Source organism: Kribbella sp. NPDC050124 (assembly GCF_044460355.1).
Taxonomy (GTDB): Bacteria; Actinomycetota; Actinomycetes; order Propionibacteriales; family Kribbellaceae; genus Kribbella.
Window position 1 is genome coordinate 100,658 of sequence record NZ_JBITJU010000017.1, and the last position, 18,903, is coordinate 119,560.

The 18,903-nt window shown below is 68.7% G+C and carries 19 protein-coding genes and 1 tRNA gene; 11 read left to right on the forward strand and 9 right to left on the reverse strand.

Annotated features, from left to right (window positions below):
• Positions 1-2: 2 nt before the first annotated feature.
• The 5 genes from ACIBL3_RS31565 to ACIBL3_RS31585 form a co-directional block, all read right to left on the reverse strand.
• The gene (locus ACIBL3_RS31565; RefSeq protein WP_396357396.1) at positions 3-1,295 is read right to left on the reverse strand and encodes a homoserine dehydrogenase; all 1,293 of its coding nucleotides are present in this window, start codon (positions 1,293-1,295) and stop codon (positions 3-5) included.
• Positions 1,292-2,698 (reverse strand): diaminopimelate decarboxylase, encoded by a 1,407-nt coding sequence (gene lysA, locus ACIBL3_RS31570; protein WP_396357397.1) that lies wholly within the window; start codon positions 2,696-2,698, stop codon positions 1,292-1,294. Before lysA ends, ACIBL3_RS31565 begins: the two co-directional genes overlap by 4 nt.
• Positions 2,695-4,353 (reverse strand): arginine--tRNA ligase, encoded by a 1,659-nt coding sequence (argS, locus tag ACIBL3_RS31575; protein ID WP_396357399.1) that lies wholly within the window; start codon positions 4,351-4,353, stop codon positions 2,695-2,697. The genes lysA and argS overlap by 4 nt, the downstream gene beginning before the upstream one ends.
• A 62-nt stretch (positions 4,354-4,415) precedes the next feature.
• Entirely contained in the window at positions 4,416-4,946 is a 531-nt protein-coding gene (locus tag ACIBL3_RS31580) for a hypothetical protein (RefSeq protein WP_396357400.1), read from the reverse strand.
• A 304-nt stretch (positions 4,947-5,250) separates the two neighbouring features.
• Positions 5,251-5,436: a PspC domain-containing protein gene (locus ACIBL3_RS31585; RefSeq protein WP_396357401.1), complete on the reverse strand. Its 186-nt coding sequence runs from the start codon at positions 5,434-5,436 to the stop codon at positions 5,251-5,253.
• Between the two features lie 193 nt (positions 5,437-5,629).
• On the opposite strand from ACIBL3_RS31585, the gene ACIBL3_RS31590 reads away from it, so the two are divergent.
• Together ACIBL3_RS31590 and ACIBL3_RS31595 are read left to right on the forward strand one after the other, a co-directional pair.
• Positions 5,630-5,701, forward strand: a tRNA-Arg gene (locus ACIBL3_RS31590).
• Between the two features lie 368 nt (positions 5,702-6,069).
• Positions 6,070-7,518: a carboxylesterase/lipase family protein gene (locus ACIBL3_RS31595; RefSeq protein ID WP_396357402.1), complete on the forward strand. Its 1,449-nt coding sequence runs from the start codon at positions 6,070-6,072 to the stop codon at positions 7,516-7,518.
• On the opposite strand, the gene ACIBL3_RS31600 is transcribed toward ACIBL3_RS31595, so the two are convergent.
• The 3 genes from ACIBL3_RS31600 to ACIBL3_RS31610 are packed head-to-tail and all read right to left on the reverse strand — an operon-like array spanning position 7,507 to position 9,680.
• On the reverse strand, positions 7,507-8,139 hold the full coding sequence (locus ACIBL3_RS31600) for a maleylpyruvate isomerase family mycothiol-dependent enzyme (protein ID WP_396357403.1): 633 nt from the start codon (positions 8,137-8,139) through the stop codon (positions 7,507-7,509). The two genes, ACIBL3_RS31595 and ACIBL3_RS31600, sit on opposite strands and share 12 nt — an antisense overlap.
• 24 nt (positions 8,140-8,163) lie before the next feature.
• Complete coding sequence (locus ACIBL3_RS31605) at positions 8,164-9,345, reverse strand: RNA polymerase sigma factor (protein ID WP_396357404.1); 1,182 nt, start codon at positions 9,343-9,345, stop codon at positions 8,164-8,166.
• Positions 9,342-9,680, reverse strand: a complete 339-nt coding sequence (locus ACIBL3_RS31610) for a YciI family protein (protein WP_396357405.1) — start codon at positions 9,678-9,680, stop codon at positions 9,342-9,344. The genes ACIBL3_RS31605 and ACIBL3_RS31610 overlap by 4 nt, the downstream gene beginning before the upstream one ends.
• A 225-nt stretch (positions 9,681-9,905) precedes the next feature.
• Between ACIBL3_RS31610 and ACIBL3_RS31615 the strand changes: the two genes are divergently transcribed.
• The 4 genes from ACIBL3_RS31615 (at position 9,906) to ACIBL3_RS31630 (ending at position 14,067) form a co-directional block, all read left to right on the forward strand.
• The gene (locus ACIBL3_RS31615) at positions 9,906-10,292 is read left to right on the forward strand and encodes a VOC family protein (RefSeq protein ID WP_396357406.1); all 387 of its coding nucleotides are present in this window, start codon (positions 9,906-9,908) and stop codon (positions 10,290-10,292) included.
• A 57-nt stretch (positions 10,293-10,349) separates the two neighbouring features.
• On the forward strand, positions 10,350-11,120 hold the full coding sequence (locus ACIBL3_RS31620; protein ID WP_396357408.1) for a phytanoyl-CoA dioxygenase family protein: 771 nt from the start codon (positions 10,350-10,352) through the stop codon (positions 11,118-11,120).
• Positions 11,121-11,144: 24 nt separating this feature from the next.
• Complete coding sequence (gene zwf / locus ACIBL3_RS31625; protein WP_396357409.1) at positions 11,145-12,638, forward strand: glucose-6-phosphate dehydrogenase; 1,494 nt, start codon at positions 11,145-11,147, stop codon at positions 12,636-12,638.
• A gap of 199 nt (positions 12,639-12,837) precedes the next feature.
• The gene (locus tag ACIBL3_RS31630) at positions 12,838-14,067 is read left to right on the forward strand and encodes a serine hydrolase domain-containing protein (RefSeq protein ID WP_396357410.1); all 1,230 of its coding nucleotides are present in this window, start codon (positions 12,838-12,840) and stop codon (positions 14,065-14,067) included.
• 44 nt (positions 14,068-14,111) lie between these two features.
• Here the strand turns inward: ACIBL3_RS31630 and ACIBL3_RS31635 are convergent, their stop codons facing one another.
• Positions 14,112-15,179, reverse strand: coding sequence for an ABC transporter substrate-binding protein (locus ACIBL3_RS31635; RefSeq protein ID WP_396357497.1), 1,068 nt, complete (start codon positions 15,177-15,179; stop codon positions 14,112-14,114).
• 159 nt (positions 15,180-15,338) lie between these two features.
• Between ACIBL3_RS31635 and ACIBL3_RS31640 the strand changes: the two genes are divergently transcribed.
• From ACIBL3_RS31640 to frdD, 5 genes are all read left to right on the forward strand, one after another.
• Complete coding sequence (locus ACIBL3_RS31640) at positions 15,339-15,572, forward strand: hypothetical protein (protein WP_132213771.1); 234 nt, start codon at positions 15,339-15,341, stop codon at positions 15,570-15,572.
• A gap of 97 nt (positions 15,573-15,669) precedes the next feature.
• A complete protein-coding gene (gene frdA / locus ACIBL3_RS31645) occupies positions 15,670-17,409 on the forward strand; it encodes a fumarate reductase (quinol) flavoprotein subunit (RefSeq protein WP_396357411.1) in 1,740 nt (579 codons plus the stop codon).
• A 2-nt stretch (positions 17,410-17,411) separates the two neighbouring features.
• A complete protein-coding gene (locus ACIBL3_RS31650) occupies positions 17,412-18,155 on the forward strand; it encodes a succinate dehydrogenase/fumarate reductase iron-sulfur subunit (protein ID WP_396357412.1) in 744 nt (247 codons plus the stop codon).
• A complete protein-coding gene (locus ACIBL3_RS31655) occupies positions 18,152-18,532 on the forward strand; it encodes a fumarate reductase subunit C (RefSeq protein ID WP_396357413.1) in 381 nt (126 codons plus the stop codon). Before ACIBL3_RS31650 ends, ACIBL3_RS31655 begins: the two co-directional genes overlap by 4 nt.
• Positions 18,529-18,885, forward strand: a complete 357-nt coding sequence (frdD, locus tag ACIBL3_RS31660) for a fumarate reductase subunit FrdD (RefSeq protein ID WP_396357414.1) — start codon at positions 18,529-18,531, stop codon at positions 18,883-18,885. The genes ACIBL3_RS31655 and frdD overlap by 4 nt, the downstream gene beginning before the upstream one ends.
• Positions 18,886-18,903: the final 18 nt, after the last annotated feature.

Consider the following 18,903-nt stretch of genomic DNA (forward strand, 5'->3'; position numbering starts at 1 on the left):
CGCTACTCGCCTTCTACCCGCATCACACTGCTGACTTCCCGAACGATGTCCATGTCACGCAGGGCCTCCACGGTCGCGGACAACGCGGCGTCGGTCGCGGTGTGGGTGACCACCACCAGCTGCGCGTCACTGCCCCGGCCCTCTTGCCGGACGGTCTGGATGGACACGTCGTGTTCGGCGAAGGCATGGGCCACCGCCGCCAGCACACCGGCCTTGTCGGCCACGTCCAGCGACACGTGGTAGCGGGTCACCGCGTCGCCCATCGGCCGCACGGCTCGCTGGGTGTACGACGACTCGCCGACCCCCGGCACTCCCTTGAGCCGGTTGCGCGCGGCGGACACGAGATCCCCGAGGACAGCGCTGGCCGTCGGGGCGCCGCCGGCACCACGACCATAGAACATCAGCTGGCCGGCCGCTTTGGATTCCACGAACACGGCGTTGTACGCGTCGCGAACACTGGCCAACGGATGAGTGGCCGGGATCATCGCCGGGTACACCCGGGCGCTGACCGAGTCGGTCGTCTCGTCGAGCTCGCAGATCGCCAGCGACTTCACCACGCAGCCCATCTCGCGGGCCGAGGCGATGTCGGTGGCGGACACCTCGGTGATGCCCTCGCGGTGCACGTCGGCGATGGAAACCCTGGTGTGGAAGGCCAAACTGGCCAGCAAAGCCGCCTTCGCGGCCGCGTCGAACCCCTCGATGTCCGCGGTCGGGTCGGCCTCGGCGTACCCGAGCGCTTGGGCCTCCTCCAGCGCCTCGTCGAAACCGGCGCCGGTGCTGTCCATCTTGTCGAGGATGTAGTTCGTGGTGCCGTTGACGATGCCCATCACCCGGGTCACGTCGTCACCGGCCAGCGACTCGCGCAGCGGCCGCAGGATCGGGATCGCGCCGGCCACGGCGGCTTCGAAGTACAGGTCGCGCTGGTACTTCTCCGCGGCGGCGAACAGCGTCGGGCCGTCCTCGGCCAGCAGCGCCTTGTTCGCCGTCACCACGGACGCGCCGTGCTCGAGGGCGGACAGGATCAGGCCGCGGGCCGGCTCCAGGCCGCCGATCACCTCGATCACCAGGTCCAGGTCGCCGCGCGACACCAGCGCGTGCGCGTCGGTCGTGATCAGCGACGGGTCGACCGCGATGTCGCGCGCGCGGCCTGGTCGCCGGACCGCGATCCCCGCGATCTCCAGCCGGCCGCCGACGCGGGCGGCGAGATGGTCACCCTGCTCGGTCAGGATCCGCACCACCTCGGTGCCGACCACGCCACAACCGAGCAGGCCTACCTTCAAGGGTTTGTCGTTCACTCCGCCGCCCCCATGTCGAGCAGTAGCAGGTCGTCTTCGGTCTCGCGCCGTACGACGACTCGCGTGTGACCGTCCTTGACCGCGATCACCGGTGGCCGCGGCACGTGGTTGTAGTTGCTCGCCATCGACCGGCAGTACGCACCGGTCCCTGGTACGGCGATGAGGTCGCCGGGGCGCACGTCCGACGGGACGAACTCGTCCTTCACCACGATGTCACCGGCCTCGCAGTGCTTGCCGACGACCCGGGCCAGCGTGGGCTCGGTGTCGGAGTAGCGGTTCGCGAGCGTGCAGGAGTAGTCGGCGTCGTACAGCGCGGCGCGGATGTTGTCGCTCATCCCGCCGTCGACCGACACGTACGTGCGGGACGCGCCGGCGTCGAGCTCGACCTCCTTGACCGTGCCGACCGTGTAGACGGTGCAGACGGCCGGGCCGACGATCGCGCGACCGGGCTCGATCGACACCTTCGGCACGTCGACCTGGAACGCCCGGCACTCGTGCTCGACGATCTTGCCCATCTCGGTGGCCAGCTGCGCGGGGTCGGACGGGTCGTCCTGCGTGGTGTAGGCGATACCGAAGCCACCACCCAGGTCGAGCTCCGGCATGTCCACGCCGAGCTCCTCGGAAACCCTTGCGTGCAAGGCGATCACACGCTTGGCGGCCACCTCGAACCCGGACGAGTCGAAGATCTGGGACCCGATGTGCGAGTGCAGGCCGAGCAGCTCCAGCTCGGCCGCTTCGTTGACTCGGGCAACGGCTTCGAAGGCCGCGCCGGAGGTGATCGAGAAGCCGAACTTCTGGTCCTCGTGCGCGGTCGCGATGTACTCGTGGGTGTGCGCCTCGACTCCGGCGGTGACCCGGACCATCACCGGAGCAGTCGTGTTGCGCTCCCGGGCCAGCTCGATCAGCCGGTCGATCTCGTACAGCGAGTCGACGATGATCCGGCCGACGCCGGCGTCCAGCGCCCGGGCCAGCTCGGACTCGGACTTGTTGTTGCCGTGGAAACCCAGCCTGGCCGGGTCGGCGCCCGCCCGGAGCGCGACCGCGAGTTCTCCGCCGCTGCAGACGTCGAGGTTGAGGCCTTCCTCCATCACCCAGCGGACGACCGTCGTACACAGGAACGCCTTGCCGGCGTAGTAGACGTCGAAGTCCTTGAAGGCGTGCTTGAACGCGCGGGCGCGGGCGCGGAAGTCGTCCTCGTCCAGCACGTACGACGGGCTGCCGTGCTCGGCGACCAGGTCACGGACGTCGACCCCGCCGACGACCAGCGAGCCCTCGCCGGTCTTCTTCGCCGTGGACGACCACAGCTGCGGGACCAGGTCGTTGACGTCGCGGGGCGCACGCAGCCAGGACGGGCCACGGTGACCGATGTCGGCGTGCAGCGCGCCCGCCTCGTGCGCCCTCACATCCGCTCCGGTGCGGAGACGCCGAGCAGGTCCAGCCCGTTGGCGAGCACGGTCCTGGTCGCGGAGACCAGGGTCAGGCGAGCCTTGTGCACCGGCTCCACCTCCTCGTCGCCGCGCGGCAGCACGCGGCAACTGTCGTAGAACTTGTGGAACGCCGACGCCGTGTCCTCCAGGTAGCGAGCGATCCGGTGTGGCTCGCGCAGCTCGGCGGCGGTGGCGACGACGCGCGGGAACTCGGCCAGCGCGCGCAGCAGGTCGCCCTCGCGCTCGTGGCTGAGCAGACCCGGGTCGAACTCGTCCAGCTTGATGCCGAGCTCGTCGGCGTTCCGCAGGATCGAGGCCAGCCGGGCGTGCGCGTACTGCACGTAGTAGACCGGGTTCTCGCTGACCTGGCGGGTCATCTCCTCGATGTCCAGGGTCAGCGGGGAGTCCACCGGGTAGCGGCAGAGCGTGTAGCGCAGCGGGTCGACGCCGCCCTCCTCGACCAGCTCGGCCAGCGTGACGATGGTGCCGGCCCGCTTGGACAGCCGCATCTCCTCGCCGCCCTTGAGGATCTTCACCAGCTGGCCGATCAGGATCTCGATGTTGTGCTCCGGGTCGTCGCCGGCGCAGGCGGCGATCGCCTTCAGCCGGTTCACGTACCCGTGGTGGTCGGCGCCGAGCATGTAGATGCAGACGTCGAAACCACGCTCGCGCTTGTTCACGTAGTACGCCGCGTCCGAGGCGAAGTACGTCGGCTCGCCGTTCGACCGGATCAGCACCCGGTCCTTGTCGTCGGTGAAGTCCGTCGTCCGCATCCACAGCGCGTCGTCGGCGTCGTACAGGTGACCCTGCTCACGCAGCTTGTCGATCGCGTGGCCGACGCCGTCCTGCTCGTGCAGGCTGCGCTCGGAGAACCAGACGTCGAAGTTGGTCCGGAAGTGCTCGAGCTGGGACTGCTGCTCCTTGAGCTGGCGCTCGTACCCGGCCTCGCGGAAGGCGACCGTCTGCTCCGCCTCCGGCAGCTCGGTGATGCCGGGGACCTCGGCGACGATCTGCTTGGCCAGGTCGCCGATGTACTCGCCGTGGTAGCCGTCCTCGGGGATCGGCTGACTGTGCGCAGCCGCCTGCAGGCTGGCGCCGAACTTGTCCATCTGGGCGCCGCGGTCGTTGATGTAGAACTCGCGGGTCACCTTCGCGCCGGCCGCGGCCAGCACCCGGGCCAGCGCGTCGCCGACCGCGGCCCAGCGGGTGTGGCCCAGGTGCAGCGGGCCGGTCGGGTTGGCGGAGATGAACTCCAGGTTCACCGTCTGGCCGTGCAGGCTGTCGGTGTGGCCGTATGCCGACCCGGCGTCGAGGATCGCCTGCGCGATCTTGCCCTGGGCATCGGCCGCGACGCGGAGGTTGATGAAGCCCGGACCGGCGATCTCGACCGCGGTGATCGCGTCGTCGTCCCGCAGCTTGGCGGCCAGCAGCTCGGCGAACTGGCGCGGGTTCAGCCCGGCGCGCTTGCCCAGCTGCATGGCGACGTTGGTGGCGTAGTCCCCGTGCTCGGGGTTCTTGGGTCGCTCGACCTTCAGCTCGCGCGGCAGCCCGCCCTCGACGGTGATGGCGCCGTCGTCGGCGAGCGCGGCCAGGGCCTGCAGGATCTTCTCAGCGAGCTGTTCCGGAGTCACCGCCTCAGCCTAATGGCCCCACGCCCAAACCCTTGACTCACCATCCACAGCCCGGTACGCCGTCAGCCGCGGGCAGTCACCGAGACCTGCGCCTTGGGAGTCAGCGGCGTATCCCAGGGAGCCGGCTGGCCGTCCACGGTGACTGTGAGTGAGCCACACGCGTCGCCCAGGCACTTGGCGTCGTACTTGACTCCCCAGAGGGTGAAGAACTGGGCGAGGGTCGGGCGCTCGGTGGTGGTCTTGGCCTCGACGTACACGAGGCCGTCCGTGGTGTGCGTGTGTACGGCGGCCTGCTCGGCGCGGACGCGGTCGACGCCGATCCCGGCCGGGACCTGCACCGGGGCGCCGTCGACGGTCACCGACAGAGTCAAGGTGTACGGCGACGGGCCGGAGAAGTCGAGCGGGAGACGTTCGAACCCCGCCTTGTCGATGTACGAGACCGCGTCGCGGGGGGCGTCCCACGGCGGCGCCCCGGTCCGGAGCTCGGCCGGACCGGGCGGCGCGGGACCAACCTGGCAGCCGCCGGCCACACTGCTGACGAGGAGCAGAGCGGCTGCCGTCGCACCCGCCCGGCGCCACCTGCCTGCTCTCATCCGTTTGACGGCGTAGAAGTCCCGTTCACGGCGGGGAGAATACGCCACTCGCCCTCTCAGGTTCCGTCGGATCGGTCGGGTACCATCTTCACTGGTTGCGATAGCCAAGTGACCGGCAGTTGCAGGACGATAACAACCGCGGCCGGGTGGGCCGTGGCAGCGCGGGGAGCCTTCTTGCGCAGTAAGGCACGGCTGTGAACCGCGAACCTCAACCCGCAAGGGTTGGAATCCCCTGCCTTCAGGCGGTGGGAGGACGCCAAGGGGAGCAGGTTGTCATCGGGTACTGAGTCGGCGAACCGCCGACTCAGCGCTCCGACGGCATCAGGATCCAGAGCGCGATGTAGATGAGGATCTGCGGGCCGGGCAGCAGGCAGCTGACGACGAAGATGAGCCGCATTGTGTTCGCCGACATACCGAACCGGCGAGCCAGTCCGGCACAGACACCGCCGATCATGCGACCGTGGGACGGGCGGACCAAAGAGCTAGCCATGGGTACCGAATTCCTTTCACTGATGGGCTTACAACCACTATGACGCCGACCTGAGCGGACGTGATCCCGCAGTACCGCGCTTCCAGGGTCCCGTCAGGGTCCCCCCGGCCCCCGGCTCCGGTACCCACCCGACGCACCGGCACCCGATTCGGGAAATCCCGGAATCTCCTGATACTGTTCTGACCGTTCCTGAGCCCCCGTAGCTCAGGGGATAGAGCACCGCCCTCCGGAGGCGGGTGCGCAGGTTCGAATCCTGCCGGGGGCGCGCGGACGATCTGGGCGGTCTTTGCCGGCGGAGTGCGCCGGCGGGGATCGTCCGATGTGTTTTGTGGGGGCGCGGCCCCCACACCCCGCCCGGAGGGGCTTCGCCCCCCGGACCCCCCTTGGCGGTGGTTGCTGTCCGCTGTTTGGTTCCCGTACCACTGGGCTGAGGGCCGCAAGGCTCCCCCGGGTGCTGTGATACGCCGTCGGGCGTAGGTGGGAGGGCGTCTGCTGCGCCAGGTGAGGTAGGGGAAGTCGGGCGGGTGCGCGGACGCCGTGGCGGCTCGGAATCAGAAGACTCTCGTCATGACGATTCCCGGTGTTGTTCTGGCTTTGATTGCTTCCCTACTAGGTCCGCCAACCTCTGGCACGGTGAAGGTGGACGCCGGCTGGCTGCGGGGGACGGTTGCTGCGGACCACGTGAGCTACACGGGTGTGCCGTACGCCGCTCCCCCGGTCGGCGAGAAACGATGGCGTCCACCTGCTCGGGTGAAGCCGTGGTCGGGTGTGCGCGATGCGACGGCGCCGAGCACGCCGTGTGCGCAGCAACTGGGGGCAGTCGGATCGGAGGACTGCCTCTACCTCGACGTCCGAGTGCCCCGTGGTGTGCGGCCGGGTGAGCGGCTGCCGGTGCTGGTGTGGTTGCCGGGCGGCGGGTTCGTCACCGGAGCGGCCAAGGAGTACGACAGCACAGCGCTCGCTACCGATGGCCGACTGATGGTTGTCATGGTCAACTATCGGCTCGGGGCACTCGGCTACCTCTCGTCGCCCGCCCTCGGTGAGGGCAACTACGGTCTGATGGACCAGGCCGCTGCACTGCGCTGGGTACGGCGCAACGCCGCCAGCTTCGGTGGAGACCCCGGCAACGTCACACTGGCCGGTCAGTCCGCGGGAGCGCGCTCGGTGTGCGCCTTGCTCGCCTCACCGCTCGCCCGCGGCCTCTTCGACCGCGCGACCGTGCAGAGCGGCGCGTGTGAGAACAGAGTGCCGACACTGGCCGAGGCACGAGCCTTCGGCGCCCGTGCAACCGAGGAACTCGGCTGCACCACAGCACCCAAGATTGCAGCCTGCCTGCGCGAGCGCCCGGCCGGCAAGGTGCTTGAAGCGCTCTCCAGCATTCCCCTGACGCCACACGGCCGCAGCGGCGACCGCCCTTGGGGCCCGACTGCCGGTACGGCGGTACTGCCGCGACAACCGGGAGACGCAGTACGCGACGGCACGGCTGCCCGGGTACCGCTACTGATCGGTGGGACCGCTCACGAGATGCGTGGGTTCCTCTCGCGTCAGTCGTCGCTGACCGCGGCGCAGTACGAGGCGATGCTGGTGGAAACGTTCGGTGACCGGGCCGACGCCGTACTCGCGAAGTACCCGGTGACTACGACTCCGGTGTTGGCGTTGGCGACTGTGCTGAGTGACTGGGGTGGCTTCATCGGTGCGTGTCCGGTACTGCGCACTGCCCAGGCGGCCGCCAAGCACCAGCCGGTCTACGCCTACGAGTTCGCCGAGGACAGCGGTCGGGTCCTGCCGGACGGCTACCCGCTCGGTGCGTACCACAGCTCAGACCTGCCGTACCTGTGGGCCGTTGACATGCCCCAGAACCCGTTCCCGCCACTCACCCCGGCCCAGGAACGCCTGTCGGACACGATGATCGCCTACTGGTCCGCGTTCGCCCACGCGGGCAACCCGAACGGCCGCGGACGTCCACAGTGGCCGGCCTTCAACGGCTCCGGCACCGTGCTGGGCCTGTCCACAGCCGGCATCGCGCCCACGGCGTACGCGACCAACCACCAGTGCGGCTTCTGGCAGGACCTACCGCGCTGACTGCGTGGTGGTGAAGCGGGCCGCGGGGCTGCCGGTCAGATGGTGTGGAGGCAGCGTGCGACCGCAGAGCACGAGGAGGAGGTCTTGGGCATTGCCGGACAAGGCCTCCCCGGTGCCGTACGTCCAGTCGAGGTCGGTCGCAGACAGCTGGATCCCGGTCAGGTCCACGCCGAAGTACTTGACCTGACGGGGCTTCACGCCGTCTAGGACCCGGCGCAGGCGATCCGCGGGAACACACCGGTCCATGCCTAAGGCAACGGTGATGTCAAGCCCGTGGATAACGTCGTGCGAGAGCGCGCCCTCGTACCCACCGCCCGGCGGTTTCCACGGGTGGTTCACGTTCTGCCGCAGGCACTCCGTCAGCTCGCCGGCCGAGAACTCGACCGCACCCTGCCGCGCCTGGCGATCCGAGAACTTGTTGAAGTTCCCACCCGCCCGGACCATCCCGACCAGAAACCGCGGCAAGGACATCCGGAAGGGCATCGTGACGTGCGCAACCACCTCACGCACCCGCCACCCCTCGCACAGGCTCGCCTTGTCCCAGTCCTGGTCCTGCAACCCGTCCAGCAGGTCAGCAAGCTCGGCCCGCTCCCCCGCCACCATCGTCCTGATATCCGTCATACCCCACCGACGAACGGCCTGCGCTCAGACAGACACCTCATCCAGCCGACGTTGGAGGTACTTGCGTTCGGCGTCCGTGGTGGCGAGGGTCAGGGCCTCGCGGTAAGAGGTTGCGGCCTCGGTGGAGCGGCCTAGGCGGCGGAGGAAGTCAGCGCGGGTGGCTGGGAGGAGGTGGTAGCCGGCTAGAGGGCCGGCTGCTAGGTCGTCGACGAGTTTCAGGCCTACTGCGGGGCCGTCGGCCATGCCGATGGCTACTGCGCGGTTGAGGGCGACCACTGGGGTCTGCTTGAGCTGGCCGTAGAGGGCGGCGATCTGCGGCCAGTCCGTGTCGGCGGCGGTACGCGCGGTGGCGTGACAAGCGGCGATGGCGGCCTGCACTTGGTACGGACCGGGGCTGCGTCGGCGGAGGGCTGCGTCCAGGAGGTCGACACCCTCGGTGATGGCTGTGTGGTCCCACTGGGTGCGGTCCTGGTCCTCCAGCGTCACCAGTACACCGTCCGCGGTCAGCCGCGTGTCACGCCGAGCGTCATGCAGCAGCATCAGTGCGAGCAGGCCAGCGGCCTCTGGCTCGTCCGGCATGAGCTGGACCAGCAGTCTGGCCAGTCGGATCGCCTCACTGGTCAGGTTGCTACGGACGACGTCGGAGTACCCCTCGTTGAACAGCAGGTACAGCACCGCCAGTACGGCGGGCGTCCGCTCGGGCAGCAGGTGTGCGGGCGGGACGCGGTACGGGATGCCGGCGTGCTGGATCTTCTGCTTCGCCCTGGTCAGCCGCTTCGACATGGTCGTCTCCGGGACCAGGAACGCGCGTGCGATGTCCGCCGTACTCAGACCGGCCAGCGTCCGCAGCGTCAGGGCGACGCGTGCCTCCATCGCCAGCGCCGGGTGGCAGCAGGTGAACATCAACCGCAGCCGGTCGTCCGGTACGTCGTACGGCTCGTCGGGCTCGTACTCCACCGCAGCCACCTCCTTCAGCTTCGCAGCGCCGACCGCCTCCCGGCGCAGCCAGTCGATCGCACGGTTGCGTGCCGTGGTGGTCAGCCAGGCACCCGGCTTGTCCGGTACGCCGTCCCGCGGCCACCGCTCCAGGGCGGCCGCGAACGCCTCCTGGGCGCACTCCTCGGAAAGCTCCCAGTCACCGGTCACACGGATCAGGGTGGCGACCACCTGGCCCCACTCCTGCCGGTAGACCTCCTCGAAGGTCACCCGATCCCCGGCGGCGGCTCCAGCACCGGCCGGATCTCGATCGTCCCGTAGGTCGCGAACGGGTGCTTGGCCGCGATCTCGATCGCCTCGTCCAGGTCGGCGCAGTTGATCAGCACGAACCCGCCGATCTGCTCCTTGGTCTCCGCGAACGGGCCGTCGGTGAGCAGCAGCTCGTCGTTGCGCACCCGCACCGTGGTCGCCTCGGTCGGCGGCCGCAGCCCGGCACCGCCCTCGACCACGCCGCGCTGCTCCATCTCCTCCGACCAGCCGCCGCACCCCTCGTTGGCGTGCGCCTCGGCCGTCTCGTCACCGCAGATCATCAGCAAGTACTTCACGGTCCTCCTCCAGACGGTGTCACCCCACCGACGAACGGCTCCGGCGGAAACAGACACCCCCACGGTAAAACGCCGGCGCCCTCGAGTACGTCGTACCGCCGAGGTTCGCCGAACACTCCGCAGTGAACCGGTCGGCGCTTTCCGCCCGGTTTCTGTTCGCTTTCCATCCGGACCGGACTAGCGTCGAAGCTGACGGATCGCCGGTGTCGAAGGGGAGGACTTGCGATGACCGGACGAGTAGTGCATTTCGAGGTTCCGTACGACGACGGGGACCGGGCGCGGGCGTTCTACGCCGAGGTGTTCGGCTGGCAGGTCAACGTGATGCCGGAGCTGCAGTACACCAGCGTGTCGACCGGACCGGTGACCGAGGAGGGGTACCCGCAGGAGCCCGGGTACATCAACGGCGGCATGTTCGAGCGCGCCGGAGCGCCGGCCACGCTCCCGGTGCTCACCGTCGAGGTCGACGACGCCGATGCCGCGCTGGAGTCGATCGAGCAGCACGGCGGCAAGACGGTCGCCGCCAAGTTCGCGGTCGGCGAGATGGGCTTCGCCGCCTACTTCCAGGACTGTGAGGGGAACGTCCTTGGGCTGTGGCAGTCCGCGCCCAGCTGAGTAATTCGGTCGCGGCCGGTCGCCGTACGCGGTCAGAGTGGTGAGCATGGTGACTGCATGGTGACTGCGGCTCAGCGCGACGAGTTCGACCGCACCGGTCTGCTGCGGGTGCCCGGGGCGATCCCGGCGGGTGACGCGGCCGCGATGTGCGACCGGGTCTGGGACCACGTGCGCGCGGAGCACGGGATGGAGCGAGCCGATCCGGCGACCTGGCTGATCGAGCAGCGGCTGTCCGGGCTCCGCAAGGTCGCCCGCGGGACCGAGTTCGAGCGGATCGGCAGCGCGGCGGTCCGGGCGACCCTGGACGGGCTGCTCGGCGCCTGGACCGAGCCGTCGAGGTGGGGCGTGCTGCTGGTCACGTTCCCGAGCCGGGAGCAGGCGGAGTGGAACATTCCGTACGACGTCTGGCACAACGACTTCGTCCCGTATGACACCGGCAGCAGGGCCCGCTCGGTCCAGATGTTCGTGCTGCTGAACGACATCCGGCCGCGTGGCGGGGCAACGCTCGTACTGACCGGATCACACCACCTGGTGACCCGGTACGCCGATCCCGCCGAGGACGGCCCGCATCCGAAGCGGGTGCGGAAGGTGCTCGGCGGTGTCGACCCGTGGTTGCGGGAGCTGTGGGTGGGCGACGATGCCGACGGCAACGACCGGGTACGGCGTTATATGGCCGACGGATCCGAGGTGGACGGCGTACCGCTGCGGGTGGTCGAGCTGACCGGCCAGGCGGGTGACGTGTACTTCATGCATTGCGACACCTTCCACTCGGCCGCGCCGAACTGCGGGGACGCGCCGCGGATGATGGCGACGAACATGATCGGCTGACCGCCGGGTGCCTACACTTCGGGTATGCCCGATCGCATCCAGACCATCGCCTATCCCGCGCCCGGATCGCGTCCGTCCCGACGGGATCCGGAGCCGCTCGCGCCGCATGTGATCGTGCTGTTCGGGGCCACCGGCGACCTGGCCAAGCGCAAGCTGCTGCCGGGGCTGGCCTACCTGCAGCAGTCCAAGTTCGCTCCCGACGTACGCATCATCGGCATGGCGACCGAGCAGCTCAGCTCCGACGAGTTCCGGGACAAGGCCCGGGAGGCGGTGGAGCGGTTCGGGACGCACCGGATGAGCAGCGAGGAACTGGCGCAGTTCACCGACCGGCTCGAGTACGTGCCGGCGACGGCCGGGCCGGACGGGCTCTCGGCCGCGGTGAAGGCGGCCGAGGCACAGCTCGGACCGGACACCTGCCGGCTGCACTACCTGTCCGTGCCGCCGAAGTCCGCGCAGGCGGTGATCGCGATGCTGCGCGACGCCGACCTGGTCGACCGGGCTCGGGTGGTGATGGAGAAGCCGTTCGGCGACGACCTGGCCACCGCGATCCAGCTGAACAACTTCGTGCACGAGACGTTCGACGAGTCGCAGATCTTCCGGATCGACCACTTCCTCGGCAAGGAGGCGGCGCTCAACATCCTCGCCTTCCGGTTCGCCAACGGCCTGTTCGAGCCGATCTGGAACCGCAACTTCATCGACCACGTGCAGATCGACATCCCCGAGTCCCTCGGCCTGGACCAGCGCGCCACCTTCTACGAGCCGACCGGCGCGTTCAAGGACATGGTCGTCACCCACCTCATGCAGGTGATGTCGTTCGTCGCGATGGAGCCGCCGACCGCGCTGGAGCCGCGGGCGATCTCGGAGGAGAAGAACAAGGTCTTCCGGTCCATGCTGCCGATCAACCCGGCCGAGGTGGTCCGCGGCCAGTACAGCGGCTACCGCGGCGAGGAAGGGGTCGCGCCGGACTCCGACACCGAGACGTTCATCGCGCTGAAGGTCGGCATCGACAACTGGCGCTGGGCCGGCGTCCCGTTCTACCTGCGCACCGGCAAGCGGCTGGCCGAAGGCATGCGGATCATCTCGATCGCCTTCAAGGAAGCCCCGAAGACGATGTTCCCGGCCGGCTCCGGGGTCGGCTCCCAGGGCCCCGACCACCTGACCTTCGACCTGGCCGACTCGTCCCGCGTCTCACTGTCCTTCTACGGCAAACGCCCCGGCCCCGGGATGCGGCTGGAGAAGCTGTCCATGCAGTTCTCGACCCAGGAGACCGAGAGCGCGGGCGACGTACTGGAGGCGTACGAGCGCCTGATCCTCGACGCGATGCGTGGCGACCACACCCTCTTCACCACCGCCGAGGGCATCGAGTCCCTCTGGGACCGCTCAGCGTTGCTGCTGGAGGACCCGCCCCCGGTCAAGCCCTACCAACCCGGCACCTGGGGCCCCAACGCCATCCACCAACTCATAGCCCCCCGAGCCTGGCGCCTCCCCTTCGAACGCGAATGGCGCGAATCCAAGTAGATCTCCCCCACGCCGCGGCTGCCTGATGGATCGGGGTTGTCTTGGGGAGTCTGACTGGTCGTTTCTGGTGCGTGATGCTCCCCAGACCGGTGCACCCAGTCGGCCGGCGGCGTGTCAGGGCGGTGGCGGCTTCGTGTCAGTGGGGAGGGCGATGGTTGGTGCCATGAGCGCGAATACACGGCACGAGGGAGATATCACGATGGGAACTGGCGGCACCGGCTTCTCCGCAACCGGGGTGCGCAGACTGCACGACGTACTGCAGCGGCATGTCGACTCCGGGAAGATCCCCGGGCTCGTCGCGCTGGTCAGCCGGGGCGGCGAGACGCACGTCGAGGCGATCGGGACGATGCGGCACGACGGCAGCGCGGACATGCGCCGGGACACGATCTTCCGGATGGCCTCGACGTCCAAGCCGCTCTCGATCGCGGCGGCGATGGTGCTGCTGGACGAGTGCAAGCTGCGGCTGGACGACTCGGTCGAGCAGTGGCTGCCGGAGCTCGCCAACCGGCAGGTGCTGAAGCGGATCGACGGTCCGCTGGACGACACCGAGCCGGCGCGGCGGCCGATCACCGTGCGGGACGTGCTGACCTCGACGTTCGGGCTCGGCATGGACATGACCGTGATCGGCACTCCGATCATGGGCGCGGTGTTCGAGCAGGGACTTACCCCGAACCTGCCGGAGCCGATGCCCGAGCCGGACGAGTGGATGCGCCGCCTGGGCACGCTTCCGCTGATGCACCAGCCCGGCGAGCAGTGGCAGTACCAGATCAGCAGCGACCTGGTCGGCGTACTCGTCGCCAGGGTCAGCGGCCAGTCGTTCGAGGCGTTCCTGCGGGAGCGCATCTTCGAGCCGCTGGGGATGAAGGACACCGGCTTCCACGTGCCCGAGGACAAGATCGACCGGCTGCCGGACCTCTACGCACCGGACCCGCAGACCGGCGAGTTCCTGGTGTGGGACGAGGCCAAGGGCGGACGGTGGAGCCAGCCTCCGGCGTTCCCGGGCGGCGGTGGTGGGCTCGTGTCCACCGCTGACGACTACCAGGCCTACTTCCAGATGCTTCTGAACGGCGGTCTGCACAGGGGCGAACGGATCCTGTCCCGCGCGGCGGTCGAGCTGATGACCACAAACCGCCTCACGCCGGAGCAGACCGCTGCCCGGACTGCGCTGGCTCGCGACAACGTCCACATCTCGTTCGGCCAGGGGCAGCACGGCGGCTGGGGCTTCGGGATGGCGGTGCGTACGTACCGCGGTGACTACGCGCCCGTCGGACAGTTCGGCTGGGACGGCGGCAGCGGCACCTCGACGTACGCCGACCCGACGAACCAGCTCACCGGAATCCTGCTCACCCAGGTCGGTGCGTCCGCGCCCAACTCGATCCACCTCCTGCATGACTTCTGGACCACGCTGTACCAGGCGATCGACGACTGATTGCTCGCGCTGGGGCTGGGGCGCTCCTGGAGCGCCCCAGCCTTTCAGCCGGTGTGGAGGATTCGGAAGCTGTCCGGGTGGGCTGGGTCTCGGTCGACTACCTGGACCGGCGGCCAGGTCCATTGCCAGACGCTGATGCCTGGGGTGCGGGAGAACTGGATCTTTCCGCGAGTGCCTTCGACTGCGACGTCCTGCCAGGCTTTGGATTTGCCGAGCACCTCGGCCAGTACGGCGATCGCGTCGTACCCCTCGTAGGCGACGAAGGACGGGGCTCCTTTGAGGTGGTCGCGGAGTTTCTTCTCGACCTGGGTGCCGAGTGGGGTGAGGTGCTCGGGGAGGTAGCGGAGGAACGGGATCGCGACGCCGTCGCCGCCTAACAGCGCCGCCCATTCTTTGAACTCCGGTTGGCCGGCTGGTGCACCGATCAGGGTCTCCGCGAGGCGCGGGTCACTGCGGACTGCCTTGACGATCGGCACTGCCGGGTCCGGGATGCCAACCAGGAGGAGCAGGGCTGTCGCGCGGTCGGCGATCTCGTCACACACGTCCTCCGGGGTGAGTGCGGTCATGTCGAGCTCTGTGACAGTGCCGCCGTTAGCGGCGAGGTGGTCCCGCAGGATGCGGGTCCCGGTTGCCCAGTAGACGCTCGGCTGGGTGGCTACGGCGATTCGTGTGTGGCCCGCGCTGAGGAGGAAGTCGGCGTAGACCTTCCAGCCACGGGACTGCGGCGGGGACAGCCGCGCGACCCAATCCGTTGGCTCCTCGGTGAGCGCGTCGAGCACCGCCGACGAACAGAGGAACGGCAACCCGACCGCGTCAGCCCGAGCAGCAGCCGCCCGAGCAACAACACTGTGATACTCCCCCACCAACGCAGCCACCCCCAGCCCAGCCAACTCATCCACAGCCGCCACGGCCTTCTGCGGATCAGCCGCGGTATCCCCCACCACCAACTCGAGCGGCCGCCCGCCGATCCCGCCGGCGTCGTTCACTTCCCTCACACCAACCTCAAGCCCAGCAAGCAACTGCTGCCCGGCCTCAACCCAACCCGGCCGAGTGAGCGGCGCGAGAGCACCAACCCGCACCGACGACCCCACCTGAGCACCCATGCCCCACATTGCATCCGCCACCCTCACCCCCAAGCAACCCGATTACCTGCCCTGACCCGAGCTCGGCGTGGGAAAGAAAGCGAGGCATTGCCGGGGGTTGGTTTTCGGGCGCACTATCGAGGTGTGATGTGAGTCACAAACATGTGGGCGGGGTCGGGAGGTGGGCGGATGACCGGGACCAGGACGCACATGACCGCGGAGCGGGCGCCGTGCGGGCGGGTGGGTGACGCGGACCGGAGCCAGGAGGACGACTTCGAGGGGTTCCGGATGGACGATGTGCGGTACGCGTGCGGCTGCCGCCGGATCCGGCACGAGTTTCATGACGGGAGTGTGCGGATCCAGACCGTGCGGCACGACGGCAAGATCCTGATGGACGAGCACAGCGGCGACCACGAAGCCTGACGGGGCGGGCAAAGGACATGACCGAGCGAAGCGAGGGCATCAAACAGCACAGCCATTCTCGCGCCTCATCCGCGCCCGGAGCGAAGCGAGGACGTGGATGAGCTTTCACGACGTCGTGGTGATCGGGGGCGGCGGCGCGGGGTTGCGGGCTGCCATAGCGGTGGCGGAGACGAATCCGGCGTTGCGGGTGGCGGTGGTGTCGAAGGTCTATCCGATGCGCAGTCACACGGTGTCGGCTGAGGGTGGAGCCGCGGCGGTGGCGGCGGACGACGACTCGCTCGACGAGCACGCCTACGACACCGTCTCCGGCAGCGACTGGTTGTGCGACCAGGACGCGGTCGAGGCGTTCGTGCAGGAGGCGCCGCGGGAGCTGCTGCGGCTCGAGCACTGGGGCTGCCCATGGAGCCGGCAGCCGGACGGGCGGATCGCCGTCCGGGCGTTCGGCGGGATGAAGAAGAAGCGCACCTGGTTCGCCGCGGACCGGACCGGCTTCCACCTGTTGCACACGCTGTTCCAGACCGCGCTGTCCTACTCCGACATCGTCCGGTACGACGAGTGGTACGTCACCAAGATCCTGGTCGACGACGGACGCGCGTACGGCGTCGTCGCGATCGAACTGTCGACCGGCCGGATCGAGACCATCACGGCGAGCGCGGTGATCGTGTGCACCGGCGGCTGCGGCCGGGTCTACCCGTTCACCACGAACGCGAACATCAAGACCGGCGACGGGATGGCCCTCGCTCTCCGCGCCGGCGCCGCGCTGAAAGACATGGAGTTCGTCCAGTACCACCCGACCGGCCTGCCGTTCACCGGCATCCTGATCACCGAGGCGGCCCGCGCGGAAGGCGGCTGGCTGCTCAACAAGGACGGCTACCGCTACCTGCAGGACTACGACCTCGGTACGCCGTCCCCGACGCCGGTGCTGCGCAGCATGGAACTCGGGCCACGCGACCGCCTGTCGCAGGCGTTCGTGCACGAGCTCGACAAGGGTCGCACTATCGACACGCCGTACGGGCCGGTCGTGAATCTGGACCTGCGGCACCTGGGCGCGAAGCTGATCGACGCCAAGCTGCCGTTCGTCCGTGAGCTGTGCTCGAAGTACCAGAACATCGACCCTGTGAAAGAGCTCGTGCCGGTTCGCCCGGTCGTGCACTACATGATGGGCGGCATCCACACCGACATCCGCGGCGCGACGAACCTCGAGGGTCTGTACGCCGCCGGCGAGGTGGCCTGTGTCAGCATCAACGGCGCGAACCGGCTGGGATCGAACTCGTTGCCCGAGTGCCTCGTCTTCGGCAACCGGGCCGGCCGGGCCGCGTCGGTCTTCGCCGGCCGCTACGGCACCGCCGTACCGAAGGCGATCGAGGCGCAGGGCCGCGACGAGGTACGGCGCCTCACCGCCGAGCTGACCCGGCACGCCGAGGGACACGAGCGGATCGCGGACATCCGGACCGAGATGCAGACCACGATGGAGACCGGCGCCGGGATCTACCGCGACGGCGACTCGCTGGCGAAGGCGGCCGAGCAACTCGCGGAGCTCCGGTCGCGCTTCACCCACGCCGCGATCGACGACCACAGTACGAGCTTCAACACCGAGCTGATCGCCTTGCTGGAGCTCGACTTCATGCTGGATGTTGCCGAGAGCATCATCGACTGCGCGCTGCGCCGGGAGGAGTCGCGGGGAGCACACCAGCGCGTCGACTTCCCGGCCCGCGACGACGAGCGGTTCCTGGCGCACTCGCTGGTACGGCGGGACCCCGACGGAACCAGCCGCGTCACGTACCTGCCGGTGACCATCACCCGCTGGCCGCCGGGAGAACGGGTGTACGGGAGGTAGGGATGGCGGACGAGATCACCCTGGAGGTAGCGCGGTACCGGCCCGAGCAGGACTCCGAACCGGTGCTGCAGTCCTACCAGGTGCCGCTGCGCGAGCACTGGGCTGTGCTCGACGGCTTGTCGTACATCAAGGACCATCTGGACGGCACGCTGTCGTTCCGGTGGTCGTGCCGGATGGGCATCTGCGGCAGCTGTGGCATGACGGTCAACGGCGAGCCGCAGCTGAGTTGCGCGACCTTCCTCACCGACTACGCGCCCGGTCCGGTGCGGGTGGAACCGTTGCGCAACTTCCCGGTGATCCGCGACCTGGTCATCGACATCGACGACTTCATGACCAAGCTGCCGACGGTGAAGCCGTGGATCGTGCGGGACGTGCACAGTCCGGTCGAGGAGGGCGAGTACCTGCAGACGCCGGAGCAGCTGGACGAGTACCAGCAGTTCAGCATGTGCATCAACTGCATGCTGTGCTACTCGGCCTGCCCGGTGTACAGCCTGGAGCCGGAGTTCATCGGGCCGGCCGCGATCGCGTTGGCCCAGCGGTACAACCTGGACTCCCGCGACGAGGGGGCTGAGGAGCGTCGCGCCGTACTCTCGTCGCCGGAAGGGATCTGGGCCTGCACGTTCGTCGGTGAGTGCAGTGCGGCGTGCCCGAAGGGCGTGGACCCGGCGGGCGCGATCCAGCGGTACAAGCTGACCGCGGCGACGCAGTCGATCAAGGATCTGCTGATGCCGCGGAGCCGGCGATGAGCACGTACCAGCGACCGCTCAACCTGTTCTGGTGGCTCGAGCGCCGGTCGTACCTGCTGTTCGTGCTGCGCGAGTTGAGCAGTGTCTTCGTGGCGTGGTTCGTGGTCTTCCTGCTCCTGCTGGTGAAGGCGGTCAGCGACGGGCCGGCGGCGTACCAGGACTTCCTCGACTGGAGCGGGCGGTGGTGGATGATCGCGATCAACGTGATCGCGATGCTGTTCGTGCTGCTGCACACGATCACCTGGTTCGGGCTGGCGCCGCGGGCGATGGTGATCCGGCTGCGCGGGCAGCGGGTGCCGCCGCCTCAGGTCGTCGTCGGGCATTACGTGCTGTGGTTGGTGTTGTCGGCCGTCGTCGCCTGGCTGGTCCTGCGATGAACCGCCGCCGTCCGTACCCGGAACCCATGCTCTGGATGCTGTTCAGCTCCGGCGGCATGGTCGCCGCATTGATGGTGCCGATCCTGCTGTTCCTGTTCGGCATCGCGTTCCCACTGGACCTGCTGTCGCCGCCGGACCACTCGCACCTGCTCGCCATCCTGCGGAACTGGATCACCCGGCTGGTGCTGTTCGGGCTGTGCGCGCTGTGCCTGTTCCACTGGGCGCATCGCTTCCGCTTCACCCTGTACGACGGGCTCCAGCTCAAGCGGTACGGCGTACCGATCGTGATCATCTGTTACGGCGGAGCCATCGTAGGAACCGTGATCGCCGCCGCGCTCCTGCTGTCGATCTGACTGACGTAGGGTCTGCGG

Excerpts from the sequence above, each read along its gene's own strand:
- frdA (WP_396357411.1), top strand. The coding sequence starts at position 15,670 with ATGAGCTTTCACGACGTCGTGGTGATCGGGGGCGGCGGCGCGGGGTTG.
- zwf (WP_396357409.1), top strand. The coding sequence starts at position 11,145 with ATGCCCGATCGCATCCAGACCATCGCCTATCCCGCGCCCGGATCGCGT.
- ACIBL3_RS31600 (WP_396357403.1), bottom strand. The coding sequence starts at position 8,139 with ATGACGGATATCAGGACGATGGTGGCGGGGGAGCGGGCCGAGCTTGCT.
- ACIBL3_RS31615 (WP_396357406.1), top strand. The coding sequence starts at position 9,906 with ATGACCGGACGAGTAGTGCATTTCGAGGTTCCGTACGACGACGGGGAC.
- ACIBL3_RS31635 (WP_396357497.1), bottom strand. The coding sequence starts at position 15,179 with ATGTGGGGCATGGGTGCTCAGGTGGGGTCGTCGGTGCGGGTTGGTGCT.
- ACIBL3_RS31640 (WP_132213771.1), top strand. The coding sequence starts at position 15,339 with ATGACCGGGACCAGGACGCACATGACCGCGGAGCGGGCGCCGTGCGGG.
- ACIBL3_RS31655 (WP_396357413.1), top strand. The coding sequence starts at position 18,152 with ATGAGCACGTACCAGCGACCGCTCAACCTGTTCTGGTGGCTCGAGCGC.
- frdD (WP_396357414.1), top strand. The coding sequence starts at position 18,529 with ATGAACCGCCGCCGTCCGTACCCGGAACCCATGCTCTGGATGCTGTTC.
- ACIBL3_RS31620 (WP_396357408.1), top strand. The coding sequence starts at position 10,350 with ATGGTGACTGCGGCTCAGCGCGACGAGTTCGACCGCACCGGTCTGCTG.
- ACIBL3_RS31585 (WP_396357401.1), bottom strand. The coding sequence starts at position 5,436 with ATGGCTAGCTCTTTGGTCCGCCCGTCCCACGGTCGCATGATCGGCGGT.
- ACIBL3_RS31630 (WP_396357410.1), top strand. The coding sequence starts at position 12,838 with ATGGGAACTGGCGGCACCGGCTTCTCCGCAACCGGGGTGCGCAGACTG.
- ACIBL3_RS31580 (WP_396357400.1), bottom strand. The coding sequence starts at position 4,946 with ATGAGAGCAGGCAGGTGGCGCCGGGCGGGTGCGACGGCAGCCGCTCTG.
- ACIBL3_RS31650 (WP_396357412.1), top strand. The coding sequence starts at position 17,412 with ATGGCGGACGAGATCACCCTGGAGGTAGCGCGGTACCGGCCCGAGCAG.